Source organism: Marinobacter sp. M1C (assembly GCF_023314135.1).
Lineage (GTDB): Bacteria > Pseudomonadota > Gammaproteobacteria > Pseudomonadales > Oleiphilaceae > Marinobacter.
The window spans coordinates 1,974,090-1,997,001 of record NZ_CP092289.1 but is presented as its reverse complement, the minus strand read 5'-3'; the positions used below and the strand labels follow the sequence as shown (position 1 = coordinate 1,997,001).

Genomic DNA, 22,912 nt, shown 5'->3' with positions numbered 1-22,912 from the left:
ACGGATGCGCATTATACGGATGTTTTCTCTAGGGTCAACAAACTTACGCGAAAATTTTCAACATAATCATCAGGACACCCGCGTTTGGTCCGTTAAAGCGCTGCCCTGGCCTTTAACGCTTCCAGATTAATAGTCTCTGAGCCCATGTCCTGCCAGCTATCCGGATGGCAGGTAAACAACAGAATTTGATGGCGCTGCGCCGCGTCAAACAGAATTCGCTTCATGCTGTCGAGCCGAATGCTGTCGCTGTGTACCAGCGAGTCATCCAGAATGATCAACGTCGGCTTGCCGGCTTCTTTCAATAAATCAGCGTAAGCCAAACGACTGATAAGGCCCATCTGCTCTCGGGCGCCAAAACTGAGCTCGCTCATCTGACCAGTTTCCCCGTCGCGGGTGAAACGGCCCGGGAGCAATTGACTGTCTACCTCCAGCTGAGCGTCGGGAAACAACACCGTAACGTAATGATTCAGATGTTTCTGTAACGGTGCTTGCAAACGCTGAGTCAACGCCTGGCGCTTTTCCGTTAATAACTGGAGCAGCAACTGCAGCGCTTCTGCCCGGCGCTGCAGTTGCTGGCAACGGCGCTGGTTTTGCTCCAGTTCAGCCTGGCAATGGCCACGCTGCTCCTCCAGGCCTTCGGCACCCCAGATTTCCAATCGTGCCCGCAGTTCCTTCAACTCAAGCTCGCGCCCTCGCTGGGCTTGCTCAAGCTGATCCGCGCTGGCGCCCAAGCGCTGAATGTCCTGCTGCACTAACTCCGGCCGCGCCGCGGCAATGTGCGCCAGCATCTGCTGTAAACGCCCCTGTTGCCCTACCTGCTCTTGCTCGACTGCAATCAAATCGCTGTTTAACTGTGCCACTTCCTGCTGGCGTTGCTCGCTGTTCAGACTGGTGCGCAACGTGTGCCACTCGCGATCGGCGTTCTGGTAACGATGGGATGCGGCCAAAAGCGCCTTTTCGTGCTCGCCGAAGCGTTTCTCTAATGCTGATAACCGATTTTCAGCGTCAGCTCGCAGATCTTGCGCCTGAGCCAGAGCCGGTAAGCTTTTAGCCACTGTCGTTACGGGTGCCAAAGCCTCTTTTTCTGCGCAGTTACGTTCAAGCTCCGCGCTCAAGGCCTGATAGTCGCTGTCCAGACTTGCCAGACCGCCGGGCACCAAAGACTGCAACAGTTCCAGCAATCGATGCACATCCGCTTGCGCACGCTCCTGAGCGACCAGCGTATGTTCTGCCGCCGCCAGGTCTGTAACACCCTGAGCCTGCAACTGCTCACCCAAGGCCAACTGCAATTGTTCCAGCTGGCGCTGACAGCGGGCCAAATCACCGCCACCAGGGGTGATTGTAAATTCGCCAACACCCGCAATGCGCAGGCGCGTGCTGCTTAGCAACAATTGCTCGCCCTGAGGCGGCAACGTATCCTGGCCCAACTCGATCTGTTGGCCAGCTTCCAGTTGCCATTCAATTCGCGTAGCAATCGCCTGCGAACGCAGACGTGCATCATCCAGCTGGCGTTGGGTTGTACGCAACTGATCGACGGCGGCTTTGCTGATGTGATGCCGTGCCGTCAGCTTACGGCTCTCGCCCAGGGCCTGTTGCAACTCTACCGCCCGTGATTGGCGCTCAGACAGCTGCTGCAACTGCGTTTTTGCTCTTTCGCTGCTGTGCTCCAGTCGTTGCCGAGCTTCCAGCAGCCCGGCCTGACGCTCTACCTCCAATGCATCGCGATATTGGCTCTGGCACTGCTCTAAGGCAGCATGCAAACCGGCTGCAGACGCTTGAACGTCATTCAATGCGTGCTGCGCCGTGTTGTGTTCCTCCTCGCGCTGCTGCAACTGTTTGGCATCTGCCTGTACCTGCTGCTTATTGCGCTGCAACAGTGCCGCCCGTTGTTGTACCGAGGTCAAGGCTTGGTTCAACGTTTGCTGCTGACCCTGCAACGATTCAATATGTCGGTAACGCTCCTGGGCTTCGGCAAGAGCCTGACGCACCTTTATCCAGGGTTGCTCACGGTCAATCTTGTAAAATTCCCGCGCAACCTTGGCGAGCCGGTCTACCTGGTTTTGATACTGGTCTATGCGGCTTGCTAACGCATCAAGCTCTTGCTGTCCGGGCAGTTCGTCAGCCAGCAATTGCTTGTATTCACCCCTTGGTACGCCGCCTGCGGTCAACAGTTCGCCAAGCTGTTGGCGTACGGTGTGAATCAACCCATCACCGCCCTCACTGACAACTTCCGATACCAGGCTGTTCAACGCCGATTGCAAATGATCGCCCGCATGCACAACGGCCTGCTCAATATTCTGCCCACTGCCCTGTTCTACCCAGAGTAGCCCCGGAATACCCCAGTGCTCTTCTTTACTCGCGCCTTTTTTGGGGAACTGATAACCCAACAGCTGAGCCAACTTTTCTTCTGCCTCCTCGCCACTGTAAGTGGTGCCCTGTATCGACAGGTCGCAGCGTTTACGCTGCAGAAAGCTCTTGTTCAACTGCCATTTCTGACCGTTATGGTGGAACACCAATTCGATGGCGGGTGCTGCGGATGAATCACCCCAAGGCCGCAAATCTTCGCCGGACTTGGAGCGATGGCGCTCAAAAAATGCCGCCCGAATTGCCCGCACCAGTGTGCTCTTACCCGCCTCGTTTGGTCCGGAAATGACATTAATACCACCACTCAAACCATTCAATAAAAACGATTTTTTGAACCGCTTAAACTGCTCCACCCGCACACTTTCAAGTTTCATGGTTGCTCCTCCTTGCGGGCTTCAAGTAACAGGCTGGCGAGTATGGCCAGGGCATCGCGGGCAGTCTGCGCTTCTGCACCACTCTGCCGGGTTTGCAGTAGCTCAAGCACATCACCGACGTAGCCGCTAGCCTGCAACCCCGCCAGATCTTCCTCCGTGGGCGCCAGCAACAAACGGGAGCGATCGTAGGTAACGCTGCGATAACGCGCCTCAGCGCGGGACAAAGCATCCGCCAGACGCTGCTCACCCGCCAGAGTGATGCTACCTTCCAGCTTTAGATCCAAAACGGACGTTTCCGGTAGCTCGTCAAGACGCTTTAGCAGCTCATCAATATCGGTCTCTACCACCAACTTTTCTTGCCATTGATGCCAGTGATAGCGTGCCGTTTCCAGTGCTTCCACCTGCGGCAGAGCGCCAGGTTCGGACACGGTCACCAACAGTGCAAAACCCGGCTGATTATTACGGAAGCGCTCAGGCTCCGGCGTACCGCTGTACCAGGTTCTCTCATTAATCTCCTTCAGGCCATGCCAATCACCCAGCGCCAGGTAATCCAGCGCGGCGCTTACGCTGCGATCAGCGGCAATCGGATTGGTGGCGTCAATGTCTTCCGCCAACACGCCTTGCACACTGCCGTGGGCCAGGCCCACCCGCAGCCATTGCGGCGGAGTGCTGATTGAATCGAAGGGCGCGGTCAAATCTTCGTAAGTGTGGCGCTGGGTCAAAGGCGCCGCCAATACCGCAATTTTCTGCTGCGGTAACTCTATAACGCCACTTTGTAGCGCAAGGTGCACGTTGTCCGGCACGGCGTTGATACGCTGGGCGCGGGTCCACACGCTTTCGGCCAACGCTGCATCGTGGTTGCCGGGCAGCATTACCCAAGGCCCTTTAAAACCCGAGGTCGCGTTAAAAGTGCGGCGGATGCAGCGATCAGATACGGTTTGCGCATCAAAAACGTCGCCGGCAACCAGCACGGCATCGCAATTGTACTCAACCGCCAGTCGCGCCAAGCGTTCGATAACGCCATAGCGTGCATCGGCAAGTGCACTGCTGTTATCGGTATCAAAGCGATTGAAATAGCGCCCTATTTGCCAGTCGGCGGTATGAAGGAACCTTGGCATGGTAATGGCCTGATTGGTGAAATTAAAGGCGAAACATTAACACCAATATACTGTTTGGTGCAGCCTGCGCCACTAGCACTGTATATATAAACAGTGCTAAGCTGCCTCGCGCACTGATCGGGGCATTTGCCTTGATCAGGTTCTTTTCATTTTTAAACAGTCGATACCGGCTTAAACACCCGGCAAGGAGACGTATATGGGCGTACAAGCGCTTTACTTCAGCGACCGTGATGGCAAGGAGAAAGCAATGGCTGATCCCAACAATCTGCTGTTCACTTCTAAAAAGGAAGCAGATGAACGCGATAAAATGCTGGAGTTTTCTGACGAACTGCGGGTATTTCTGGAGCGCAGGGTAGAAGGCATCGGCGAGCAGATGGCTGAGCAATGTGCGCTGGTGCTGGCACAAGAACGGGAGCTGCTGGCGCGGGCACTGAAAAGACCCGAGCTGCTAAACCAGACGGCAGACACCCCCGACCAGTAAAGTATGTTTAGCGAATCAGTATTCCAGCCCCAGAGCGAACTGGCCCAATGGCACGGGTCTGGAATACAAAAACCCCTGCAGCAAATCGCAATCACTGACTGCCAGGTAGTTTTGCTGCTCAACCGTCTCTATGCCCTCGGCCACTACCAACAGGCCAAGATGGTGCGCCATGGTAATCACCCCTTGTACAATCGCAGCACTGCCCCGATCGGTTGTGACATCGATGATGAAACTGCGGTCCAGTTTTACCTTGGTAATGGGTAGCTGGCGCAAGTAGCTCAGGCTGGAAAAGCCGGTACCAAAATCATCAATAGCCACCTGAACTCCCAGGTCACGAAGACTCTTGAGCATGGAGATGGCCTTATCAATGCCAGAAAGCAGCACACCCTCAGTCACTTCCAGCTCCAGCAATTCCGGCGGTAACCCACTGGCTTCAAGCACGGCAAGCACGTCTTCGATGAACTCTGGCCGACGAAACTGTAAGGGCGAAATATTAACCGCAATCGATACCGCCTGGCCCGTCTGGCGCCAACGTTGGGCCATGTCCATACACGCTTGATGCAGCACCCAGCGGCCAATGGCAACAATTTGCCCGGTCTGTTCCGCCAACGAAATAAAGGCCCCGGGCAGCAACAGCCCGCGAGCCGGATGATTCCAGCGCACCAGTGCTTCCGCGCTGCGCAAGCGCCCGGTTTTCGCATCCAAAAGAGGCTGGTAATGCACCACAAACTGCCGATCTTCGATGGCTTCCATCAATTCACGCCGCATAATCACCTGTTCGGCGCCGCTGGTAGACGCTGCACCATGGTTCCAACAAAAGGTATTACCGCCCTGGAGTTTGGCCTCGCGCGCTGCCAAAGCGGCGTTATCCAAAAGCTCTTTTGTCTGTTTGACCGAACCGTCGTCTGACGCAATGCCAATACTGGCACTGATACTCAAGCGCTGGCCTTCTATGTCATAGGCTTCCGCAAGGCGAGTCAACATGCGGCTGGCAAGCATCTTTACTTCGGCCTCGGTTTTCAGGGCCGGCCGCATAACAACAAATTCGTCTGCCGCCAAGCGGGTGAGCTCATCATCGTTGGCTAACAAATTGCGCAGGCGATCGGCGACTACCGCCAACAACAAATCCCCCACCTGGCGACCAAGACTTTCGTTCAGCGACTTGAAATCGTCGAGGTCGACGTATAACAGCACCATGTCGCTGGGCTTGCCGCGCGCGCGGGCAAATGCCTGGTTGAGGTGCGCCTCAAACAGCTGATGATTTTGCAGTCCGGTAACAGGGTCGTGGCAAGCCTGATAGTCAAGAAGCTCTTCACTTTTGAGTTGACGCGTAATGTCCTGCTGGGCCGCAATATAGTGAGTACAATCTCCACGGCCATCGTAGACCGGGGTTATTGTTAGTTTTTTCCAGAAGGTGGAACCATTTTTTCGGTACGACAAGAGCGTAATATCAAGCTCTTCCTGATCCTCCAACGCTGACTGAATCAAGTGCAACGCTTCCGGCGCAGTGCCTTTGCCAAAGAGCACCAAAAAACCCTTCCCGATCGCTTCCTCGGGCTGATAGCCCGACATTTCAGTGAATGCCGGGTTCACATAGACCATTGGATAGCCATGCACGCTCGCATCTAGCATCACGACGCCGTTCGGACTTGCCTCAATGCCGCGTTCAAGCAAACGCATACGATCTTCGGCTTTTTTACGCTCGCTGATGTCCCGGGCGATGCCGTAACCGCCCCTAACTTCACCATCAACAACGATGGGCAGGTTAATGACGTCTACAAATATGGCTTGGCCCGACGCGTTCAAACCAGCGATTTCGTAACTATGAGACTCACCTTCAGCCATCAAAATCAACGCGTCACTGGCGACGTCGTAAAACTCGGGTAACAGCACCTTACTGTAATGCTCTCCGACCAATTGGTCGCGACCATAACCGGCGATGACTTCCGCTGCCTGATTACAGTCCACAAAGCGGCCATCAAGCCCAATCTCGAAGACACCATCAGGGTGCTGGCTGAACAGAGACCGGAAACGCTGCTCATTCGACACTCTGCGATTTCTTTCCGCCTGGTGCTCTATCGCAAGGGCGGCAAGGCCGGCCGCTTTGCGGATAAGGGTGATTTCAGACAATTCTGGCGATTTACAGTGTCGGTAATAGGTGGCGAAGGTTCCCAGTAGTTCACCAGAGGGGGAAATGATCGGTGCTGACCAGCAGGCTGCGATTTTCTCTGACCTCACCAGGTCGATAAAACCCACCCAGCGGCTATCGTTTAATAGGTCTTCACACACCACAATTTTGCGAAGATAGGCGGCAGCTCCGCAAGAACCCACCTCCGGACCAATTTGCATGTCGCGCATTGCTTGCTGGTAGTTCTGGCTGAAAGCATCACCGGCGACCAAACTCAGCGTTCGGTTCTGCGCCGAATAGAGCATCACCGACACCATGGCATCGGGAAATTGCTCTTCAACCATCGTACTTATCGCCGACAAAATGACACCGAGCGGATTTCCACGCCCGATCAGATCATAAATAAATTGCGCAGTGGTGATTGCTTGGTGCATAGCGTCCCTATTGAGGAAAGTCCGTTACTTATAGAGCCGGTAATACCAACGTTATAAACTTACTGGCCGAAACGTTTTCCATTGAGCAAATAGTCGCTCTCTTCTTTTGTGTTGGTTCGCCCCAATGCTTTATTACGATGCGGAAAACGACGGAAACGCGTGATTATTGCCTGGTGCTCAAGAGCCGATTCCAAAAAGCTACCCATGAACTCCTTTAACAAACCGCTGGTGGATGCTATGAGCTGTTCGTAGCACTCTATCGCAAGTAACTGATCTTCTTTACGTTCTGAGTGTTGCAAGGGCATATAGAAGAATCCCCGCTGAATGGCCGGTAACGACACGTCAAAACCTTTATTCATACCCTGCTTACATAACTTCCGAGCCAGAACATCCTGCTCAAATGCCAAAGCACCACCGCGAAAAATATTGCGCGAAAACTGGTCAAGCAGCAGAATTTCAGCGAGCACGCCGCCAGCTTCTTTCTGCCAGTGGTCAAGACCCTGCTCCGAAGCAAACAACACCAGCGACAAAAAACGCCTACGGATTTCCTGATCAAACTTTCGGTTACTCAGAAACCAGCGGTTGCGATGAGCCGAGTCAGGCAGCCCATTTTTGTCTAACTCACCAAACCAGAAATCCAGAATGTCTTTCCAATCGAACATTCACTATCACCCTGTTAAGGTTGCTGACATATTACCTGTCTCTGCGCCAGTGTACGTGGGAAACAGGGCAACAGACACCCTTCACCACTAAGGGGTCTTCCACGCAAGGAATGGATACACCATGAGCAGACACATATTGCTGACCGGTGGCACCGGTTTTATCGGGCGGGTTTTATGCCGCGAATTACTGGCAAACGGAGACCAGATTACGGTTTTAAGCCGCCAGAGTGCAGTTGATGTGAGCGCTGTATGCGGTCGAGTTGAAGCGCTGCAGGATTTGGCCAAACTGCAGGGCCATAAAGGCTTTGACGCCATTATTAACCTGGCAGGAGAAGGCATTGCTGAAAAGCGCTGGAGCGAGACACGCAAACAGGAAATTCGCAACAGCCGCATTGAACTTACACAGCAGCTGGTAGAGGTGGTAAAAACCTGGCAGCAACCGCCGCAAGTCATGGTATCTGGGTCCGCTGTTGGTTTTTACGGCGCCCAGGGTGGCCTTGAAGTAACCGAAGCAACGCTTCCACACAACGAATTCACCCATCGCCTTTGCAGTGACTGGGAACAGGCCGCTATGGAACTCGCTGAGATGGGTGTGCGCGTTTGCCTGTCGCGCACCGGAATCGTGGTCGGCCCCAACGGCGGCTTTTTACAACGCATGATTCTGCCGTTCAAACTCGGTGTGGGTGGCAAGCTTGGCAGCGGCGAGCAGTACATGCCTTGGGTACACCGCCAGGATGTTGTAGGGGCTGTGCTGTGGATGCTGAATACCGAGGCCGCATCGGGCGCATACAACGTTGTCAGCCCATCTCCCGTGACCAACGCAACCTTTACAAAAACCTTGGGCAGTGTGCTCCATCGCCCCACGATTCTGCCGGCACCCGCCGTGGCCCTAAAGCTGGCGCTGGGCGAAATGTCCGGGCTGCTGCTGACCGGACAGCGCGCAATTCCCGCCAGGCTTCAGGCTGAGGGTTTCGAATTCCGTTTCACGGATCTGGAGCCTGCACTAAAGGATGCGATCGCAAACTGAATAATAGCTACAGAAAGTGTTGACACGGGCAAGGTCGCCTCATACTATATGCGCCACCTCAACGAGGCAAGTAGTTGAATATGTTGCGTCCCCTTCGTCTAGCGGCCTAGGACTCCGCCCTTTCACGGCGGCAACAGGGGTTCGAACCCCCTAGGGGACGCCAATTTGTTCTACTTACCAGTACTTCGTTTTGGGATAAAAAAATCTCCGAAAGCTGTTTAAGTTTCCGGAGATTTTTTATGTCACACGCCTTACTTTTCTCTTGTTAGGCCTTAGCTGGCTTGTCGACCTTCTTACCCGCGACTTTGGTAACGTCAGGACCATGAGCTTTTTGATCGCGCATAATAAAGACGCCAAACCCTACAAAGAATGCCACCATCAGCAGCACAGTTACGATTCCAGCGATAACAACAGTGTCCAGATACATGGCAAATCTCCTAAATTCTCGTGTTTCGATCTGAGTTCAGGTTACGACTTGCCGCATACCCCCATGTTGATCTACATCAAGCTCTACAACGGCTTAAAAAAATAAGCCATTGCATGTTAATCCAACGTGCATTTTTCTTCCTTCTAACCCCGACCAAGACAAGACAACGCGAAACCTTGGCTGCTATAGTCCATTAAAATCTTTCGCTGGATTCTGACCACTTGCGGGCAACCGATCCCTGATATGACAACATTTTTTAAGCACCTGAACCTGCTTCGTCAGCGCTCGCTGCTGTCTTTGCGTTTACTGGCCTGGGTCTTGATATTCAGCCTGGTATTTACATTCATCTCTTCTGCCATTCAACTTTACTCAGACTACCGCAAAGAGCTTACGCAAATCACAGCACGCATGCAGGCCGTTGAAGCCAGCGATGGCTCCGGGCTGGCGCGAAGCCTGTGGGCACTGGATCAGAAGCTTTTGCAAATCCAGCTGGAAGGAATTCTCAGCCTCCCGGATATTGTGCACTTACGGCTTGCGATTGAGCCCGGCTCTGAATTGGTGATTGGTGAAATTCCCCGCGACGTTCCCACCATCGTTCACAGCTTTACGCTAGCTCATGGTGAGGGTGGCGAGTTCAAGCTGGGGCGACTTACCATTACCGCTGACCTTGCGCGGGTAAATCAAGAAATGAACAGACGGGTGGGCATTATTCTCGCCACCCAGTTTTTACAGACGCTGTTTATTTCCATTCTTATTATCTGGATTTTCCGGTTTTTTGTTACCCGACATCTGACCACCATGGCGAATTACGCCAGAGAATTTTCAATTCATAATCTGAACCGTCCGCTGGCGCTGAATCGACCGGACACGCCCGGCCGGCGTCAAGACGAATTGGGCCAGGTAACCGACGCGATTAACCAAATGCGCGAGCGCCTGAATCAGGACATCGCCCGCCAAGAGCAAGATGCCCTTAAAATCCAGAAATTTTCTCAGGCCATTGAACAAAGCCCTTCATCCGTCATCATTTGCGACCGTCAATGGCACATTGAGTTTGTTAATCAAAAATTCAGCCAACTGACCGGTTACAGTGCCCGCGCCATCATCGGCAAACACCCGGGGTCACTGGGCAGCGGTGACTCGGATAATCGGGATGCCGAAAAACTGTGGAAGTCCATTCGCCTGCAGGTGCAGCGAGTGGGTGTCTGGCAGGGCGAAGTGACCAGTGCCCGGCGCAACGGAGAGCGCTTCTGGGAGCAGCTCATCGTAACGCCCATTAAGGATGCAAAAGCAGATACCACCGGATTTCTTATTCTGGGTGAAGACATCAGTATTCGGAAACGCTATGAGCGCCAGCTACTTCGCCAGGCCAATTACGATATCCTGACCGGACTGCCAAATCGTATGCTGGCACTGGACCGCCTGAAGTTGGCGCTGGCGCAAGCTCGGCGCGAAAACACCGAAGTTGGAGTGATGTTTCTTGACCTCGACAACTTCAAGCACATTAACGATACCTTGGGCCACGATGCCGGTGACACCCTGCTGATCGAAGCCGCCAGGCGCATTTCCAGCTGCCTGCGAGGCACCAGCACAGTCGCACGCCTGGGCGGCGATGAATTTCTGGTGATTCTGCCTGGGCTGCAAAACGCCGAGGCGTCGTCTCAAGTAGCCGAACGCATACTCGAAACTTTTTCAATGCCCTACCAGCTAAATAGTCACGAGGTGTACGTCACCACCAGCATCGGTATTGCGGCGTTCCCAGCAGATTCTAACAACAGCGGCGAGCTGATGCAGCACGCCGATGCGGCTATGTACCAGGCCAAACGTAACGGCAAAAGCGATTACGTGCACTTTTCGCCAGAGATGAGCGAAGTATCCCACGAACGCCTTCAGCTTGAATCCCGCCTCCGGCGCGCTCTGCAGCAAGAAGAATTCGAGTTATTTTACCAACCCATTGTAAACACCGCTAACGGCAACCTTCTGGCGGCAGAGGCTTTACTGCGCTGGAACAATCCGGAAATTGGCCAGGTCATGCCCGACCGATTCATTCCTCTGGCGGAGGAGACCGGGCTTATAACGGCCATTGGTGAATGGGTAATTCAACAGGCCTGCAAAACTGCCATGACGTGGAAAAACCAACTGGGTCGCGATGTTGGAATTTCGGTGAACGTTTCACCTCGCCAGTTCCGCGACCCGGGCTTTGTTACCTCCGTGATGGACGCACTGTCTACCACCGGCCTCGCAGCCGAGCTTCTGGAACTCGAAATTACCGAGCGCCTCATTCTGGATAACTCGATTGAAACCGCCCAGATTTTACGGGAGCTTGACCAGCACGGCGTGCGCCTGTCGGTAGACGATTTTGGCACTGGCTATTCGGCCCTTAGTTACTTAAAAAGCTACCCGTTTGATACACTCAAGATTGATAAATCGTTTGTACAAGACGTTCTCAAAAATCCGGATGACGCAGCTCTTGTCAGCGCGATCATCAATATGGCGCACAGCATGGGGCTCAGACTGATCGCAGAAGGCGTTGAAGAGGAAGAACAGGTCCAATTTCTTCAAAAGGCAGGTTGCGATTGCGCCCAAGGCTACCTTTACAGCCGACCATTACCCGCAATTGAATTCAGTCAGTGGCTCGATTCGTACACAGGCCGTTAAAGAATCTGACAAACCGGAAATCTAGAACTATGAAAGACACATTGTTAGTGGTGAACTGCGGTAGCTCATCGCTAAAAATTGCGCTTTTTGACAAAGATCGACAAAAGATTGCCTCGATGCTGGCAGGACGACTGAACACTCCCAATGCCCGCTTTCGTATTGGAAAACAACGCGACGTCACCATGCTGCCTCCCAACACCACGCACCGGGAAGCCCTGGCCGTGCTGGTGGATATAGCGCAGAAAAAGGGCCTGATGCCGAAACAACCGGCGGCTATTGGCCACAGGGTTGTTCATGGTGGTGAAACATTTCGCGAAGCGGTACTGATCGACGACGAAGTAATGGCCACTATAAAGGCCTGTAATTCGTTGGCCCCACTGCACAACCCGGTTAACCTTGAAGGCATTATGGCAACCCGCGAGCTGTTTCCGTTGGTGCCTCAGATTGCGGTGTTTGACACAGCCTTCCACCAGACCCTGCCGGAACAGGCATTCCACTACGCACTGCCACAGCACTACTACCGTGACTGGGGTGTACGCCGCTATGGTTTCCACGGCACGAGCCACGCTTATATGCTGCAACAGGCAGCTCTCCGCCTGGAACAATCCACGGCTGAAACCTCCATCATTTCTGCGCATCTGGGCAACGGCTGCAGCATTACCGCCATACGCGATGGCAAAAGCGTTGACACCAGCATGGGCCTGACACCTCTTGAGGGGCTGGTAATGGGTACCCGAAGTGGGGATGTCGATCCCGGACTGTTTGATTACTTGCAGAGCAAAGGCGTGAGCGCCGAGCAACTGCACAACGAACTCAACCACAGTAGCGGTCTTCTGGGGATCTCGGGGCAAACCAACGACATGCGCACCCTGAGCGACCTGGCGGATCAAGGCGACCAACCAGCGCAACTGGCCATCGATGTATTCTGCTTCCGCCTGGCCAAATATGTCGCGGCCATGATGGCATCGCTGAGCCGGCTCGACGCCCTGGTGTTCACCGGTGGCATTGGTCAAAACAGCGCCCGCGTACGCCAGCAGACCGTCAAACACCTGGCGTTGCTTGGTTTCGCCATTGATGAGCACAATAACGATGATAACGGCCTGAATCGTGATGGCCGAATTGACTGTAAAGAATCGCGCTTCCCAATACTGGTGATTGCTACCGACGAAGAACGGGTCATCGCTGGCGAAGCAGCACGCCTGGCGAAACTCAACTAACCGATTTGTACCACGCTAGCGGCGGAATTTTTAACTATGGCAAAAAGTCTTTTTATTGCACCAACCTCCACAGATTCCGGCCTGACGTCCGTCTGCCTGGGCCTGTTGCGAGCACTTGAGCGGGTGGGTGTCAGCGTTGGTTTTTATAAGCCGTTTTGCCAGGTGGTGCACCAAGCCGATGCAACCCACAATAATGGCAAAGACTCTTCCGTTGAGTTTGTGCGCACACACAGCCATCTTCAGCCGCCGACACCGATTACCCTGAAAGAAGCACAGTACGCGCTCAATCACAACAAATCTGACCTGTTGCTTGAGCGTGTGGTGGGTGAGTACCAGAAAGTGGCGTGCACGGTCGACGTGGTGATTATAGAGGGCCTGGAACCCGGCCAGGATGGCACCTACATTATCCGTCTGAACGCCGAAGTCGCGCGGAACCTGGGCTCTGAGATCATTCTGCTAACGTCACCTAGAGGCTGTGACCCCGTCGAGCTGGACGAACAACTGGGCTTTTCTGCGCGACTGTTTTCGGGGCAGAATGAAGCTGACGTTTTGGGCGTCATTCTTAACAAAATCGGTGCGCCAAAAGAGCGCAACATGCCCGGCATGACGACCCTTACCGCGACACCGTCTGAAGATTACCGCAACAAATGCAAAGTGTTTAGTAGCGGGCAGTATCGATTGTTAGCCGAAATACCTTGGGAACCGAGCCTGCTGGCACCGCGGGTTTCAGACATAGCGCGCGAACTGAAGGTAAAAATACTGCACGAGGGCCATATGCAGGCCCGCCGGGTGCACCGTGTTTCTGTTTGCGCCCGGACCATCAGCAATATGACCGAAATCCTCAAGTCCGGCACTCTTCTGGTGACTCCCGGAGACCGGGAGGATATCCTTGTGGCCGCCGCAGTGGCGGCCCTGAATGGCGTGCCCATGGCCGGCATTCTGCTCACCGGCGGTCTAATACCAGACCAGAGGGTGATCGAATTGTGTCGACGGGCCATGGAAACCGGCATGCCGGTTCTTAGCACCACCACCAACACCTACGAAACCGCACACATGCTGGCCGGCCTGTCGAGGTCTATCCCTATCGACGATCCGGAGCGGATCGACACCGCCATGAACCTGATCGCGCCGCGTATTGACACCGACTGGCTGCAGGAACACCTTAAGGTGCCGCGCCAAACCCGTATGTCACCACCGGCGTTTCGCCACCAGCTTTCTGAGCGTGCCCGTGCTGCCAACAAGCGCATTGTTTTACCAGAAGGCCACGAGCCACGCACAGTACAGGCAGCCATCATCTGCCATCAGCGCCAGCTTGCGCGCTGCGCGCTGATCGGCCACGCCACCGAGATACGTACCGTAGCGGCCTCCCTAGGCCTGGAATTACCACCCGATCTGGAAATTATCGAGCCGGCTGTGGTGCGCAAGCGCTACGTGGCGCCCATGGTAGAATTGCGGAAACACAAAGGCATTTCAGCCGAAGTGGCGGAAAGCATGCTTGAAGACAATGTCGTTTTGGGCACCATGATGGTCGCGCTGGACGAAGCCGACGGCTTGGTGTCCGGCGCCATCCACACCACCGCTAACACCGTGCGCCCTGCCCTGCAGCTGATCAAGACCCACGACAACGCCAAAGTGGTGTCGTCAGTATTTTTTATGCTGTTACCGCAACAGGTTGTGGTTTACGGAGACTGCGCCATAAATCCGGACCCTAACCCGGAGCAGTTAGCAGATATTGCCATCCAGAGCGCCCAATCAGCCGAAGCATTCGGCATCGAGCCACGCGTGGCGATGATCAGCTACAGCACTGGAGAGTCTGGAAGCGGCCGAGATGTGGATAAGGTACGCGAAGCTACCCGGATAGCGCGCGAAAGGCGCCCAGACCTGCTGATTGATGGCCCCCTGCAATACGACGCCGCCGCCATTGAAAGCGTGGGCCTTAGCAAGGCACCTAATAGCCAGGTAGCCGGCCGCGCAACTGTGTTTGTGTTTCCCGACCTGAATACCGGCAACACCACATACAAAGCGGTGCAGCGAAGCGCTAACGTGGTCAGCATTGGGCCTATGCTGCAGGGTCTGCGTAAACCGGTGAATGACCTATCACGGGGAGCGCTGGTGGAGGACATCGTATTCACCATCGCCATAACCGCTGTTCAAGCCAAGCAAGTGGAAGACGCCAGCAAAGCCTGATCGTGTCTGGTTTTACGGTCTTGCATAGCCACCGCCCATAAAAAAACGGCCCGTTATTGTTTATTACGGGCCGGTTTTTTGTTAGCGATTAAGGCTTTCCTACCTATCAGCGCTTCAGGCTATTCTGACTATCAGCGCTTCAGGCTCTTCTGGCGCGCTTTTTTAGGCTTGCCCCCGCCCTTCTTTTCATCATTGTCTTTTTTGACTTTTTGTCGCGGCGTCATCCGGTCCACTTTATGGGCAAACGGGTTTTCACTGGAACGGAACTCGAAGCGGATCGGCGTGCCGGTTACCGCTAACACCTTGCGAAAACTATTCTCCAAGTACCGTTTGTAAGAACTGGGCAAAGAATCTGTTTGATTGCCGTGTACCACAACGGTCGGCGGATTAGAGCCACCCTGGTGAGCGTAACGCAGCTTGATACGACGGCCATGAACCATGGGCGGCTGGTGCTGGGCAATCGCATCTTCCAAAATCGTGGTCAGCCGATTGGTTGGCCATTTTGCCATAGCCGATTCGTAGCAGGCGTTAACCGACTCGTACATCACACCCACGCCAGAACCGTGCAAAGCCGAAATATAATGCTTGTCGGCGTAGTCCAGAAAATCCAGACGCCGGCGAATCTGTTCCTTTACTTTGTCACGGTCTTCGCCGTTCATGCCATCCCATTTATTGATAGCAATCACCAACGAACGGCCAGCACTCAGCACGAAGCCCATAAGATGCATGTCTTGGTCAACCAACCCCTCGCGGGCGTCGATCACCAAAATCACTACGTGGGCGTCGTCTATGGCCTGCAAAGTTTTGATGATCGAGAACTTCTCAACCGTCTCTCGCACATTTTTGCGCCGCCGCACCCCGGCCGTATCAATCAGGGTGTATTCCTGGCCCAAACGCTCGTAGGGAATATAAATGCTGTCGCGGGTGGTACCCGGCAGATCGTAAACAACGACGCGCTCTTCACCCAGCATGCGGTTTACAAGGGTCGATTTGCCCACATTGGGGCGGCCAACAATGCCAATGCGAATGCCGGGGTGATTATGCGCTGCGTCTATATCTGCATCTTCCTCCGGCGTCGGCAGCAAAATCTCCAACATAGATCGAACGCCGCGATTGTGGGATGCGGCAATGCGAAATTGGGATTGAAAACCCAGTGCATAAAAGTCGGATGCTACCAGGTTTGGATCCTGGCCATCCGTTTTGTTAATCACCAGGTGCGCGTGCTTGCCCGATCGGCGCAGCTGATCAGCAAGTACCTGATCACCAGGCATCACACCGGCGCGGCCGTCCACAATGAACAGAACGATGTCGGCTTCTTCAACCGCCTGCAAAGACTGCTTGGCCATCGCGGCGTCAAGCCCAAGCTCGTCGCCCATCAAGCCACCAGTATCGATGACAATAAAGCGCTGATTTTCGTAATTGCCTTCACCGTATTTACGGTCGCGGGTCAGTCCCGGAAAATCGGCGACCAGTGCATCCCGCGAACGGGTCATCTGGTTAAACAGTGTGGACTTGCCCACGTTCGGGCGGCCCACCAGGGCAATGACTGGATTCATAGTGTTTCACTACTCAAAAAAAATGTCATTCGCTACTCACAAAAGAAGTCGGCCCGGTTTGGAGGCCGGGCCGCGTGTCGCGTCAGTTTTTCGATTGCAACTTATAAGCGGCGAGTTTACCGCCGTTGCCAAAGATCAGCAGATTACCATTACTCAGGCGCTGGGCCGGTACGCGGATACCGTCACCATCAAATTTCATCTGCCCTACCAGTTCACCACTTTCCTGGGACACCACGTGCAGGTAACCGTCAAAGTCACCTACCACCAGATAATCGTCGAGGGGCACCGGCTGGGTCAGCTGGCGCCAGGCCAGTTTGTCCTGGGTCCACAGGTCACGGCGATCAGAACCGCGCATAGCAACCAGGTCGCCGTTAGCAGATGCCAGAAAAATGTTGCCGTTACTGACCATTGGTGAATACAGGCTGGAGGCTGTCTTGCTCCAGATGTCATTGCCGGTGCGCAAATCAATCAGCGCCAGCTTGCCCTGATAGCCCACCGCCAGAATCGCGTTTTCCAGCACCAAAGGCTGGCTGGTAATGTCGACCAAGCGTTCAAGCTCTGTGCGGCCCTGGGGCGCACCTACTTCGTACTGCCACAGCGGCTGGCCAGATTCTGCGGACAGAGCCAGCAGTTTGCCGTTGGCAAAGCCGCTTATTATAACGTCAGCCCCTACCAGTGGTGCTGCTGAGGCGCGAACCGACAAGGCCGGCACAACACTGTCATATTGCCAACGTTTTTCACCGTCAGCGGCATTGAATGCCAGCACACGGCCGTCGGTGGTTTGCACAACCACCAGACTGCCATTGGACTGCGGCGCCGACAGAACTTCGGTCGGCAATGACGCGCGCCAAAGCTCGCTGCCATCTTCCCGCGACAGCGCCAGCAAATCGGCATCACGGCTCACCAGATACAGTTGCTTGTCATCGCCACCAACACCGGCAAAAATCCGGTCTTTCACCGAATTCTCCCAGATCTGTTTGCCGGTTTCTGCGTTTAGGGCAAGCAACTCTCCGTCAGCCGATGCGGCGTACACAACGTCGCCGGCGTTCAGCGGTGCAAGGTACAAAAACTCGCCGTCATGGCCGTCACCCACCGTAACGTCCCACACCCGTTCAAATGACACCTGCTGATTCACATCAGGCAATTGTGCGGGCTGCTCAAACGTATCGTTGGCGCTGCAACCAATTACAAGGGCGGCTGCTATAAGCACCACAGCACTGGCACGCAGCTGCCGAAAACCTGCGCTTAACGTCACGCATCACCCCCGACACCCAGATCCGCCAGTTTGAGTTGCAGAACGCCACTGCGATTTTCTTCGCCCTGTTCGCGGGCCGCCAGGTAGGCTTCACGGGCCCCTTCTTGATCGCCTTTCGCGAGCAAAATATCACCGCGCAATTCGGCAAACATAGCACCAAAAGCGTCGCTGTCTTTGGCACCGTCAATGGTGGCCAACGCCGCATCATAATCGTCCAGAGCCATTTGGGCTTGAGCCAGACGGCTGCGCACGACCAGAGCCAGAGGCTGAGTCTCCGCCGCTTTATTCAGTGCCCACTGCAAGGATTCAACAGCGCCTTCGGCGTCGCTGTTCTGCATGAGCTGAACCCGAGCCAGCATCAAATTAGCGTAAACCGCGTAAGCGCTGTCGGCATGTTCATCGCGCAGGGTTTTAGCCACAAAAGCGACGGTGTCGGCGCTGGTTTCATCTTCGGTGCCAAAGGCGTTCATCAGAGTAACAAACTGGCTGGCAGCCTCGGTACGCTGCTGGGCCTGTTGGTTTTGCCACGCTTGCCATCCGAACACAATCGCCAGGGCCGCACCAATACCAATCAGCAGCGAACTACCGTTGTTCTTCCACCACTGCTTGATCGCTTCAACCTGCTCTTCATCTGTACGCAACTCGGCCATGATAACTCCTGTTGTAAATTAGAAACGGCGCTTTAAAAGGATTACTGCGACAGCGCCTGCGTTAGAGCCTCGGCAACCTGCTGCCGCGGAAGCTCTTGCTGGGGCTCGTCTGTACGTAAAGGTTTAAGGCCAACACTTTGATTCTGAAGCTCGTTATCACCCAGAATAAGTGCATAACGGGCACCGCTTCGATCGGCTTTTTTCATTTGGCTTTTAAAACTGCCCGCACCGCAATGGCTAATAATGGTGTAGCCAGGAAGTTGGTCCCGCAGTTCTTCAGCAAGAAGCAACGCCGGCGCAACTGCCTGATCGCCCATGGCGGTAACGTAAACATCGGCTTGGTTATTGACCGACTCGGGTATCAAATTAAGGGTTTCCAACAGCAGGATGAGACGCTCGACGCCCATGGCAAAACCAACGGCGACCGTGGGTTTCCCGCCCAGTTGCTCTACCAATCCATCATAGCGGCCACCAGCGCAAATCGTGCCTTGGGCGCCCAGGCTGTCTGTAATCCACTCAAATACCGTCTTACCGTAGTAGTCCAGGCCGCGGACCAGCGCCGGATTCACCGTGTACGTGATTCCGGCGGCGTCCAACAATTGCTTCAAACGTTCAAAATGATCACGAGATTCGTCGTCAAGCCAGGCGTCCAGTTTTGGTGCCTGCTCCAGAATCTTGCGGGTAGCCGCGCTTTTGCTGTCCAGAATCCGCAAAGGGTTGCTTTCAAGGCGGCGCTGACTATCTTCATCGAGCTCGGCTTTGAATTGCTGCAGGTAAGCAACTAACGCCTCGCGATAGTTTCGGCGGGCTTCAGCGGTGCCAATCGAGTTGATTTCGAGACGCGCATGACCAGCCAGACCAAACGTTTTCCACAAACGCGCCGTCAGAATAAGAAGCTCTGCGTCTATGTCTGGCCCAGCCATGCCAAAACACTCGACACCCACTTGGTGGAACTGGCGGTAACGCCCTTTTTGTGGGCGCTCGTAGCGAAACATCTGGCCGGTGTACCACATCCGCCGGGTTTGATTGAACAGCAGGCCGTGCTCTTCGGCCGCGCGCACGCAGCCCGCAGTGCCTTCCGGGCGCAGAGTCAGGCTATCGCCGTTACGGTCTTCAAAGGTGTACATTTCTTTTTCAACAATGTCGGTAACTTCACCGATAGAGCGCTTGAACAGGTCGGTCTGTTCCACAATCGGCATACGGATTTCCTGGTACCCGTATTGCCCCAACACCTTGCGCACCGTTGCTTCAACATATTGCCAGACCGGAGTCTGTTCGGGCAGGATATCGTTCATCCCGCGAATTGCCTGAATCTTAGCCAAGTTAAACCCTTAAGCGTCTCTGTGGTTTGAGCAGTGGCACTGCGCCAATGCACTGCCTGCCTGTTATGCCTGTTGTCATCGGTCGGTGTTATCGATAGCTGTCACCGTATTCGTTGCCTGTCAGTCAGCGGAGCGAACAATAATGGCGTTTTCGGCTTCCTGACGGCGCGCAATTTCTTCGCGAATCAGGCGCTCAAGATCGTCAGTCAAGTTTGCGTTGTCCAATTTCTGCTGAGGCTTACCACCCATATAAAACAGGTTTTTTGGGCTGCCACCGGTCAAACCAATGTCGGCCTCTTTCGCTTCGCCCGGGCCGTTCACGATACAACCAATAATGGCCACATCCAGAGCCTGCTGCACGTCTTCCAAACGCACTTCCAGATCGTTCATGGTCTGGATAACATCGAAATTCTGCCGCGAACAACTGGGGCAGGCAATAAAGTTAATGCCGCGGGAGCGCAAACGTAAACTTTTGAGTATGTCGTAGCCAACCTTGACTTCCTGCACCGGGTCTGCAGCTAGCGATACGCGGATGGTGTCGCCAATGCCATCCATCAGCAATAAACCAAGCCCGATGGACGACTTCACGGTGCCGGAACGGAAACCGCCGGCTTCGGTGATGCCCAGGTGCAAAGGCTGGTCAATCTGCGTGGCGATCTTGCGATAGGCTTCTACCGTCATAAACACTTCGGACGCTTTAAGGCTGACCTTAAAATTCTGGAAGTCGTGGCGGTCAAGAATATCGACGTTGCGCATGGCAGATTCTACCAGCGCGTCTGCAGTAGGCTCGCCGTATTTACGCTGCAGGTCCTTACTTAACGAGCCTGCGTTAACGCCGATCCGAATTGGAATATTGCGGTCGCGGCAGGCACTGATGACCGCACTGACGCGGTCTTCCCGACCAATGTTACCCGGGTTGATGCGCAGGCAGTCAACGCCCAGTTCGGCCACCCGTAACGCGATCTTGTAATCAAAATGAATATCGGCAACCAGCGGAACACCCGCGCGGGCGCGAATACGGCCAAACGCTTCTGCGGCTTCCATTGACGGCACAGACACGCGGACAATATCGGCACCGGCGTCTTGAAGAGCCTGTATCTGCCCCAGCGTTGCTTCCACGTCGCAGGTTTCGGTGTTGGTCATACTCTGGACGGCAATCGGCGCGTCGCCACCCACTGGCACATTGCCCACCATAATCTGGCGGGATTTACGTCTTTTAATCGGAGATTCGTGTTTCATTTGCGAGAACCAATCTGTGAAAACCAAAAGTATCGGCGTTTACGTTGAGCTATTAATTCAAAGCTAAAACAAACTCGGCACGATTACCAACGACACCTTTACTGCCAAGATCGACCGGGGCGCCTTCAAAGCGCATGCTCCCTATCGCATTAGCGGCACCAATCACCAGGCGAATGTCGGTTTCAGTACGCAAATCAATGCGGTCGCTCTGGCGCTTCAGACCGCTGGCCAGGCTTCTGCCGTTAGCATCTCGAATCTGGACCCAGCAGTCATCAATAAAGTCAATTTCCAACCGACCCCGGTTGTCTGCAACTTGGGGTGACGGCTCCGTGTCTATCGTCGAACGCTCATTGTCGGCGATAACGGCCGAATTTCCTACTGGCTGCGCCGGTGAAGACCCCAAGCCGTCAGCTGGAGCCTCACCGTCAGAAAAAGTTCCTGTGCCTGACGCTATAAGCGGTTTTAACTCACCCTCTGCGTTCGCGGGCGAAGCCGTCACATCGCCATCACTCGTTTCGTTTGGCAACAAGTTATCTGGCGTAGATTGTGTTGTTGAGTCATCGCCGGCGCCCGTCAAATTAGCCAGCTGCGAAGGATTGTAAATAAACGAAAACACCAAAAGGCCCAATACCGCCAGTGCGACCAGCCACAATGCGGCTTTTGCTACACGGCGTTTTTTGCGCCGCCGGCGTTCTATATCAACCAGCGGATTCGCAGCTTTCGCCTGCGCCTGTTCCTGGCGCATGGGCTCCAGCTCGAGGTTAAGGTCGGCAATCAGGGCGTTACCATCCAAGCCTACTTGGCGTGCGTAAGCGCGTATGTAGCCTTTCAGGAAGAGCTCTGTATCAATCAGCTCGTATTTGCCATTTTCGATGGCCTGGATAATGGCCGGGCGAAGATGTTGGGCTTCCGCCACTTCGACGACACTGAGCCCTTTCGCTTCGCGGGCCTTTTTTAACTGTGGGCCCACCGGCCGGTTGCCAGGGATAGCTCGATTCTCTTCATTGGCCATTAGACATCAGTACCTTGTATTGCCGGAGTTCTGCTGATTCGGGGAAATTATTCCGCAACATTAATGCCAAACTGGCCTCTTGGTCACGTTTGTCGAGCAGGTGGGCAATGCGAACTCCCACCAATAGGCTTTCAGACGAGTGCTGTAAGCGGTCACTGCGCTGCATTGTAGTTAGCAGCCGACTGTAATAGAAATCGGCTGCTCTCACATCACCGGTCTCTAACAGTACTCGCGACAACGCCAGCAATGTTTTGGGATCACTGCGCGCCAACTCGGTGGCACGGCGATAGCTGCTAACCGCAGCTGGAAAATCACCCAGCTGCTCCTGGGTCATTCCCAGGTTGAAAAAAACGGAACCTCGATCCCGATAACCGGTATCGCCAGAGGCCTTGGCAAACTGATCGCGTGCCTGCTCCATTCGGCCTTGACCATACAAAAATGCGCCATAATAAACGTAGGCGCGGGTATTTTTTGAATCGGTGGAGATTGCGCGTCTGAAATTGCTTTCAGCCAGCTCGGGCTCACCCTCGTTGGCGAAAATAATGCCCTTTGCGGCTAACGCCGGCGAGTTATTCGAATCAATTTCCAGAGCCCGGTCCAAGTGATGACGGGCTCGCTCAAAATTTCCTTGGCCAATGTACGCGGATGCCAACTGAACGTAATCTGCCAACGCTTTTTGGCGATCGGCTTCGCGGGCAAAGCGGCTGTCGGTGGTCGTCACGCAGCCCGATAACATCGCTGCCACCAGCATCAGCGACATCATAAAACGGGCACTGACAAACTGATTTACCATAGCCGTGAACT

At 54.5% G+C, this 22,912-nt stretch carries 16 protein-coding genes, 1 tRNA gene and 1 pseudogene; 6 read left to right on the top strand and 12 right to left on the bottom strand.

Features of this window, described 5'->3' with window-relative positions; all coding sequences use genetic code 11:
- Positions 1-92 precede the first annotated feature (92 nt).
- Together MIH19_RS09535 and MIH19_RS09530 are read right to left on the bottom strand one after the other, a co-directional pair.
- Positions 93-2,738: an AAA family ATPase gene (locus MIH19_RS09535; RefSeq protein WP_249008633.1), complete on the bottom strand. Its 2,646-nt coding sequence runs from the start codon at positions 2,736-2,738 to the stop codon at positions 93-95.
- On the bottom strand, positions 2,735-3,856 hold the full coding sequence (locus MIH19_RS09530; RefSeq protein ID WP_249008632.1) for a DNA repair exonuclease: 1,122 nt from the start codon (positions 3,854-3,856) through the stop codon (positions 2,735-2,737). Before MIH19_RS09530 ends, MIH19_RS09535 begins: the two co-directional genes overlap by 4 nt.
- Before the next feature lie 196 nt (positions 3,857-4,052).
- Here MIH19_RS09530 and MIH19_RS09525 point away from each other — a divergent pair, with 196 nt between their 5' ends.
- Positions 4,053-4,337: a YebG family protein gene (locus MIH19_RS09525; RefSeq protein ID WP_249008631.1), complete on the top strand. Its 285-nt coding sequence runs from the start codon at positions 4,053-4,055 to the stop codon at positions 4,335-4,337.
- A 15-nt stretch (positions 4,338-4,352) separates the two neighbouring features.
- On the opposite strand, the gene MIH19_RS09520 is transcribed toward MIH19_RS09525, so the two are convergent.
- On the bottom strand, positions 4,353-6,899 hold the full coding sequence (locus MIH19_RS09520) for an EAL domain-containing protein (RefSeq protein WP_249008630.1): 2,547 nt from the start codon (positions 6,897-6,899) through the stop codon (positions 4,353-4,355).
- A 59-nt stretch (positions 6,900-6,958) separates the two neighbouring features.
- Positions 6,959-7,561, bottom strand: a complete 603-nt coding sequence (locus tag MIH19_RS09515) for a DUF924 family protein (RefSeq protein ID WP_249008629.1) — start codon at positions 7,559-7,561, stop codon at positions 6,959-6,961.
- Between the two features lie 121 nt (positions 7,562-7,682).
- Here MIH19_RS09515 and MIH19_RS09510 point away from each other — a divergent pair, with 121 nt between their 5' ends.
- Complete coding sequence (locus tag MIH19_RS09510) at positions 7,683-8,588, top strand: TIGR01777 family oxidoreductase (protein WP_249008628.1); 906 nt, start codon at positions 7,683-7,685, stop codon at positions 8,586-8,588.
- 87 nt (positions 8,589-8,675) lie between these two features.
- A tRNA-Glu gene (locus MIH19_RS09505) sits at positions 8,676-8,751 on the top strand.
- 171 nt (positions 8,752-8,922) lie between these two features.
- Here MIH19_RS09505 and ccoM read toward each other — a convergent pair.
- Positions 8,923-9,015, bottom strand: a pseudogene (ccoM, locus tag MIH19_RS22530) (cytochrome c oxidase subunit CcoM); the annotation flags it as partial.
- A 243-nt stretch (positions 9,016-9,258) separates the two neighbouring features.
- Here ccoM and MIH19_RS09495 point away from each other — a divergent pair.
- The 3 genes from MIH19_RS09495 to pta are packed head-to-tail and all read left to right on the top strand — an operon-like array spanning position 9,259 to position 15,074.
- Positions 9,259-11,670: an EAL domain-containing protein gene (locus MIH19_RS09495; RefSeq protein ID WP_249008626.1), complete on the top strand. Its 2,412-nt coding sequence runs from the start codon at positions 9,259-9,261 to the stop codon at positions 11,668-11,670.
- A 29-nt stretch (positions 11,671-11,699) separates the two neighbouring features.
- Positions 11,700-12,887, top strand: a complete 1,188-nt coding sequence (locus MIH19_RS09490) for an acetate kinase (RefSeq protein ID WP_249008625.1) — start codon at positions 11,700-11,702, stop codon at positions 12,885-12,887.
- A 36-nt stretch (positions 12,888-12,923) separates the two neighbouring features.
- Entirely contained in the window at positions 12,924-15,074 is a 2,151-nt protein-coding gene (pta, locus tag MIH19_RS09485; protein ID WP_249008624.1) for a phosphate acetyltransferase, read from the top strand.
- A gap of 131 nt (positions 15,075-15,205) precedes the next feature.
- Here pta and der read toward each other — a convergent pair whose 3' ends face one another.
- The 7 genes from der to pilW form a co-directional block, all read right to left on the bottom strand.
- Complete coding sequence (gene der / locus MIH19_RS09480; protein ID WP_249008623.1) at positions 15,206-16,630, bottom strand: ribosome biogenesis GTPase Der; 1,425 nt, start codon at positions 16,628-16,630, stop codon at positions 15,206-15,208.
- 82 nt (positions 16,631-16,712) lie between these two features.
- Positions 16,713-17,885: an outer membrane protein assembly factor BamB gene (gene bamB / locus MIH19_RS09475; RefSeq protein WP_249008622.1), complete on the bottom strand. Its 1,173-nt coding sequence runs from the start codon at positions 17,883-17,885 to the stop codon at positions 16,713-16,715.
- Positions 17,882-18,535 carry a tetratricopeptide repeat protein gene (locus MIH19_RS09470; protein ID WP_249008621.1) on the bottom strand — a complete coding sequence of 218 codons (654 nt, stop codon included), beginning with the start codon at positions 18,533-18,535 and terminating at the stop codon, positions 17,882-17,884. The genes bamB and MIH19_RS09470 overlap by 4 nt, the downstream gene beginning before the upstream one ends.
- 41 nt (positions 18,536-18,576) lie before the next feature.
- Positions 18,577-19,857, bottom strand: coding sequence for a histidine--tRNA ligase (hisS, locus tag MIH19_RS09465; RefSeq protein WP_249008620.1), 1,281 nt, complete (start codon positions 19,855-19,857; stop codon positions 18,577-18,579).
- Positions 19,858-19,977: 120 nt separating this feature from the next.
- The gene (gene ispG / locus MIH19_RS09460; protein WP_249008619.1) at positions 19,978-21,096 is read right to left on the bottom strand and encodes a flavodoxin-dependent (E)-4-hydroxy-3-methylbut-2-enyl-diphosphate synthase; all 1,119 of its coding nucleotides are present in this window, start codon (positions 21,094-21,096) and stop codon (positions 19,978-19,980) included.
- A gap of 52 nt (positions 21,097-21,148) precedes the next feature.
- Positions 21,149-22,108, bottom strand: coding sequence for a RodZ domain-containing protein (locus MIH19_RS09455; protein WP_249008618.1), 960 nt, complete (start codon positions 22,106-22,108; stop codon positions 21,149-21,151).
- On the bottom strand, positions 22,098-22,901 hold the full coding sequence (pilW, locus tag MIH19_RS09450) for a type IV pilus biogenesis/stability protein PilW (RefSeq protein ID WP_249008617.1): 804 nt from the start codon (positions 22,899-22,901) through the stop codon (positions 22,098-22,100). The genes MIH19_RS09455 and pilW overlap by 11 nt, the downstream gene beginning before the upstream one ends.
- Positions 22,902-22,912 lie beyond the last annotated feature (11 nt).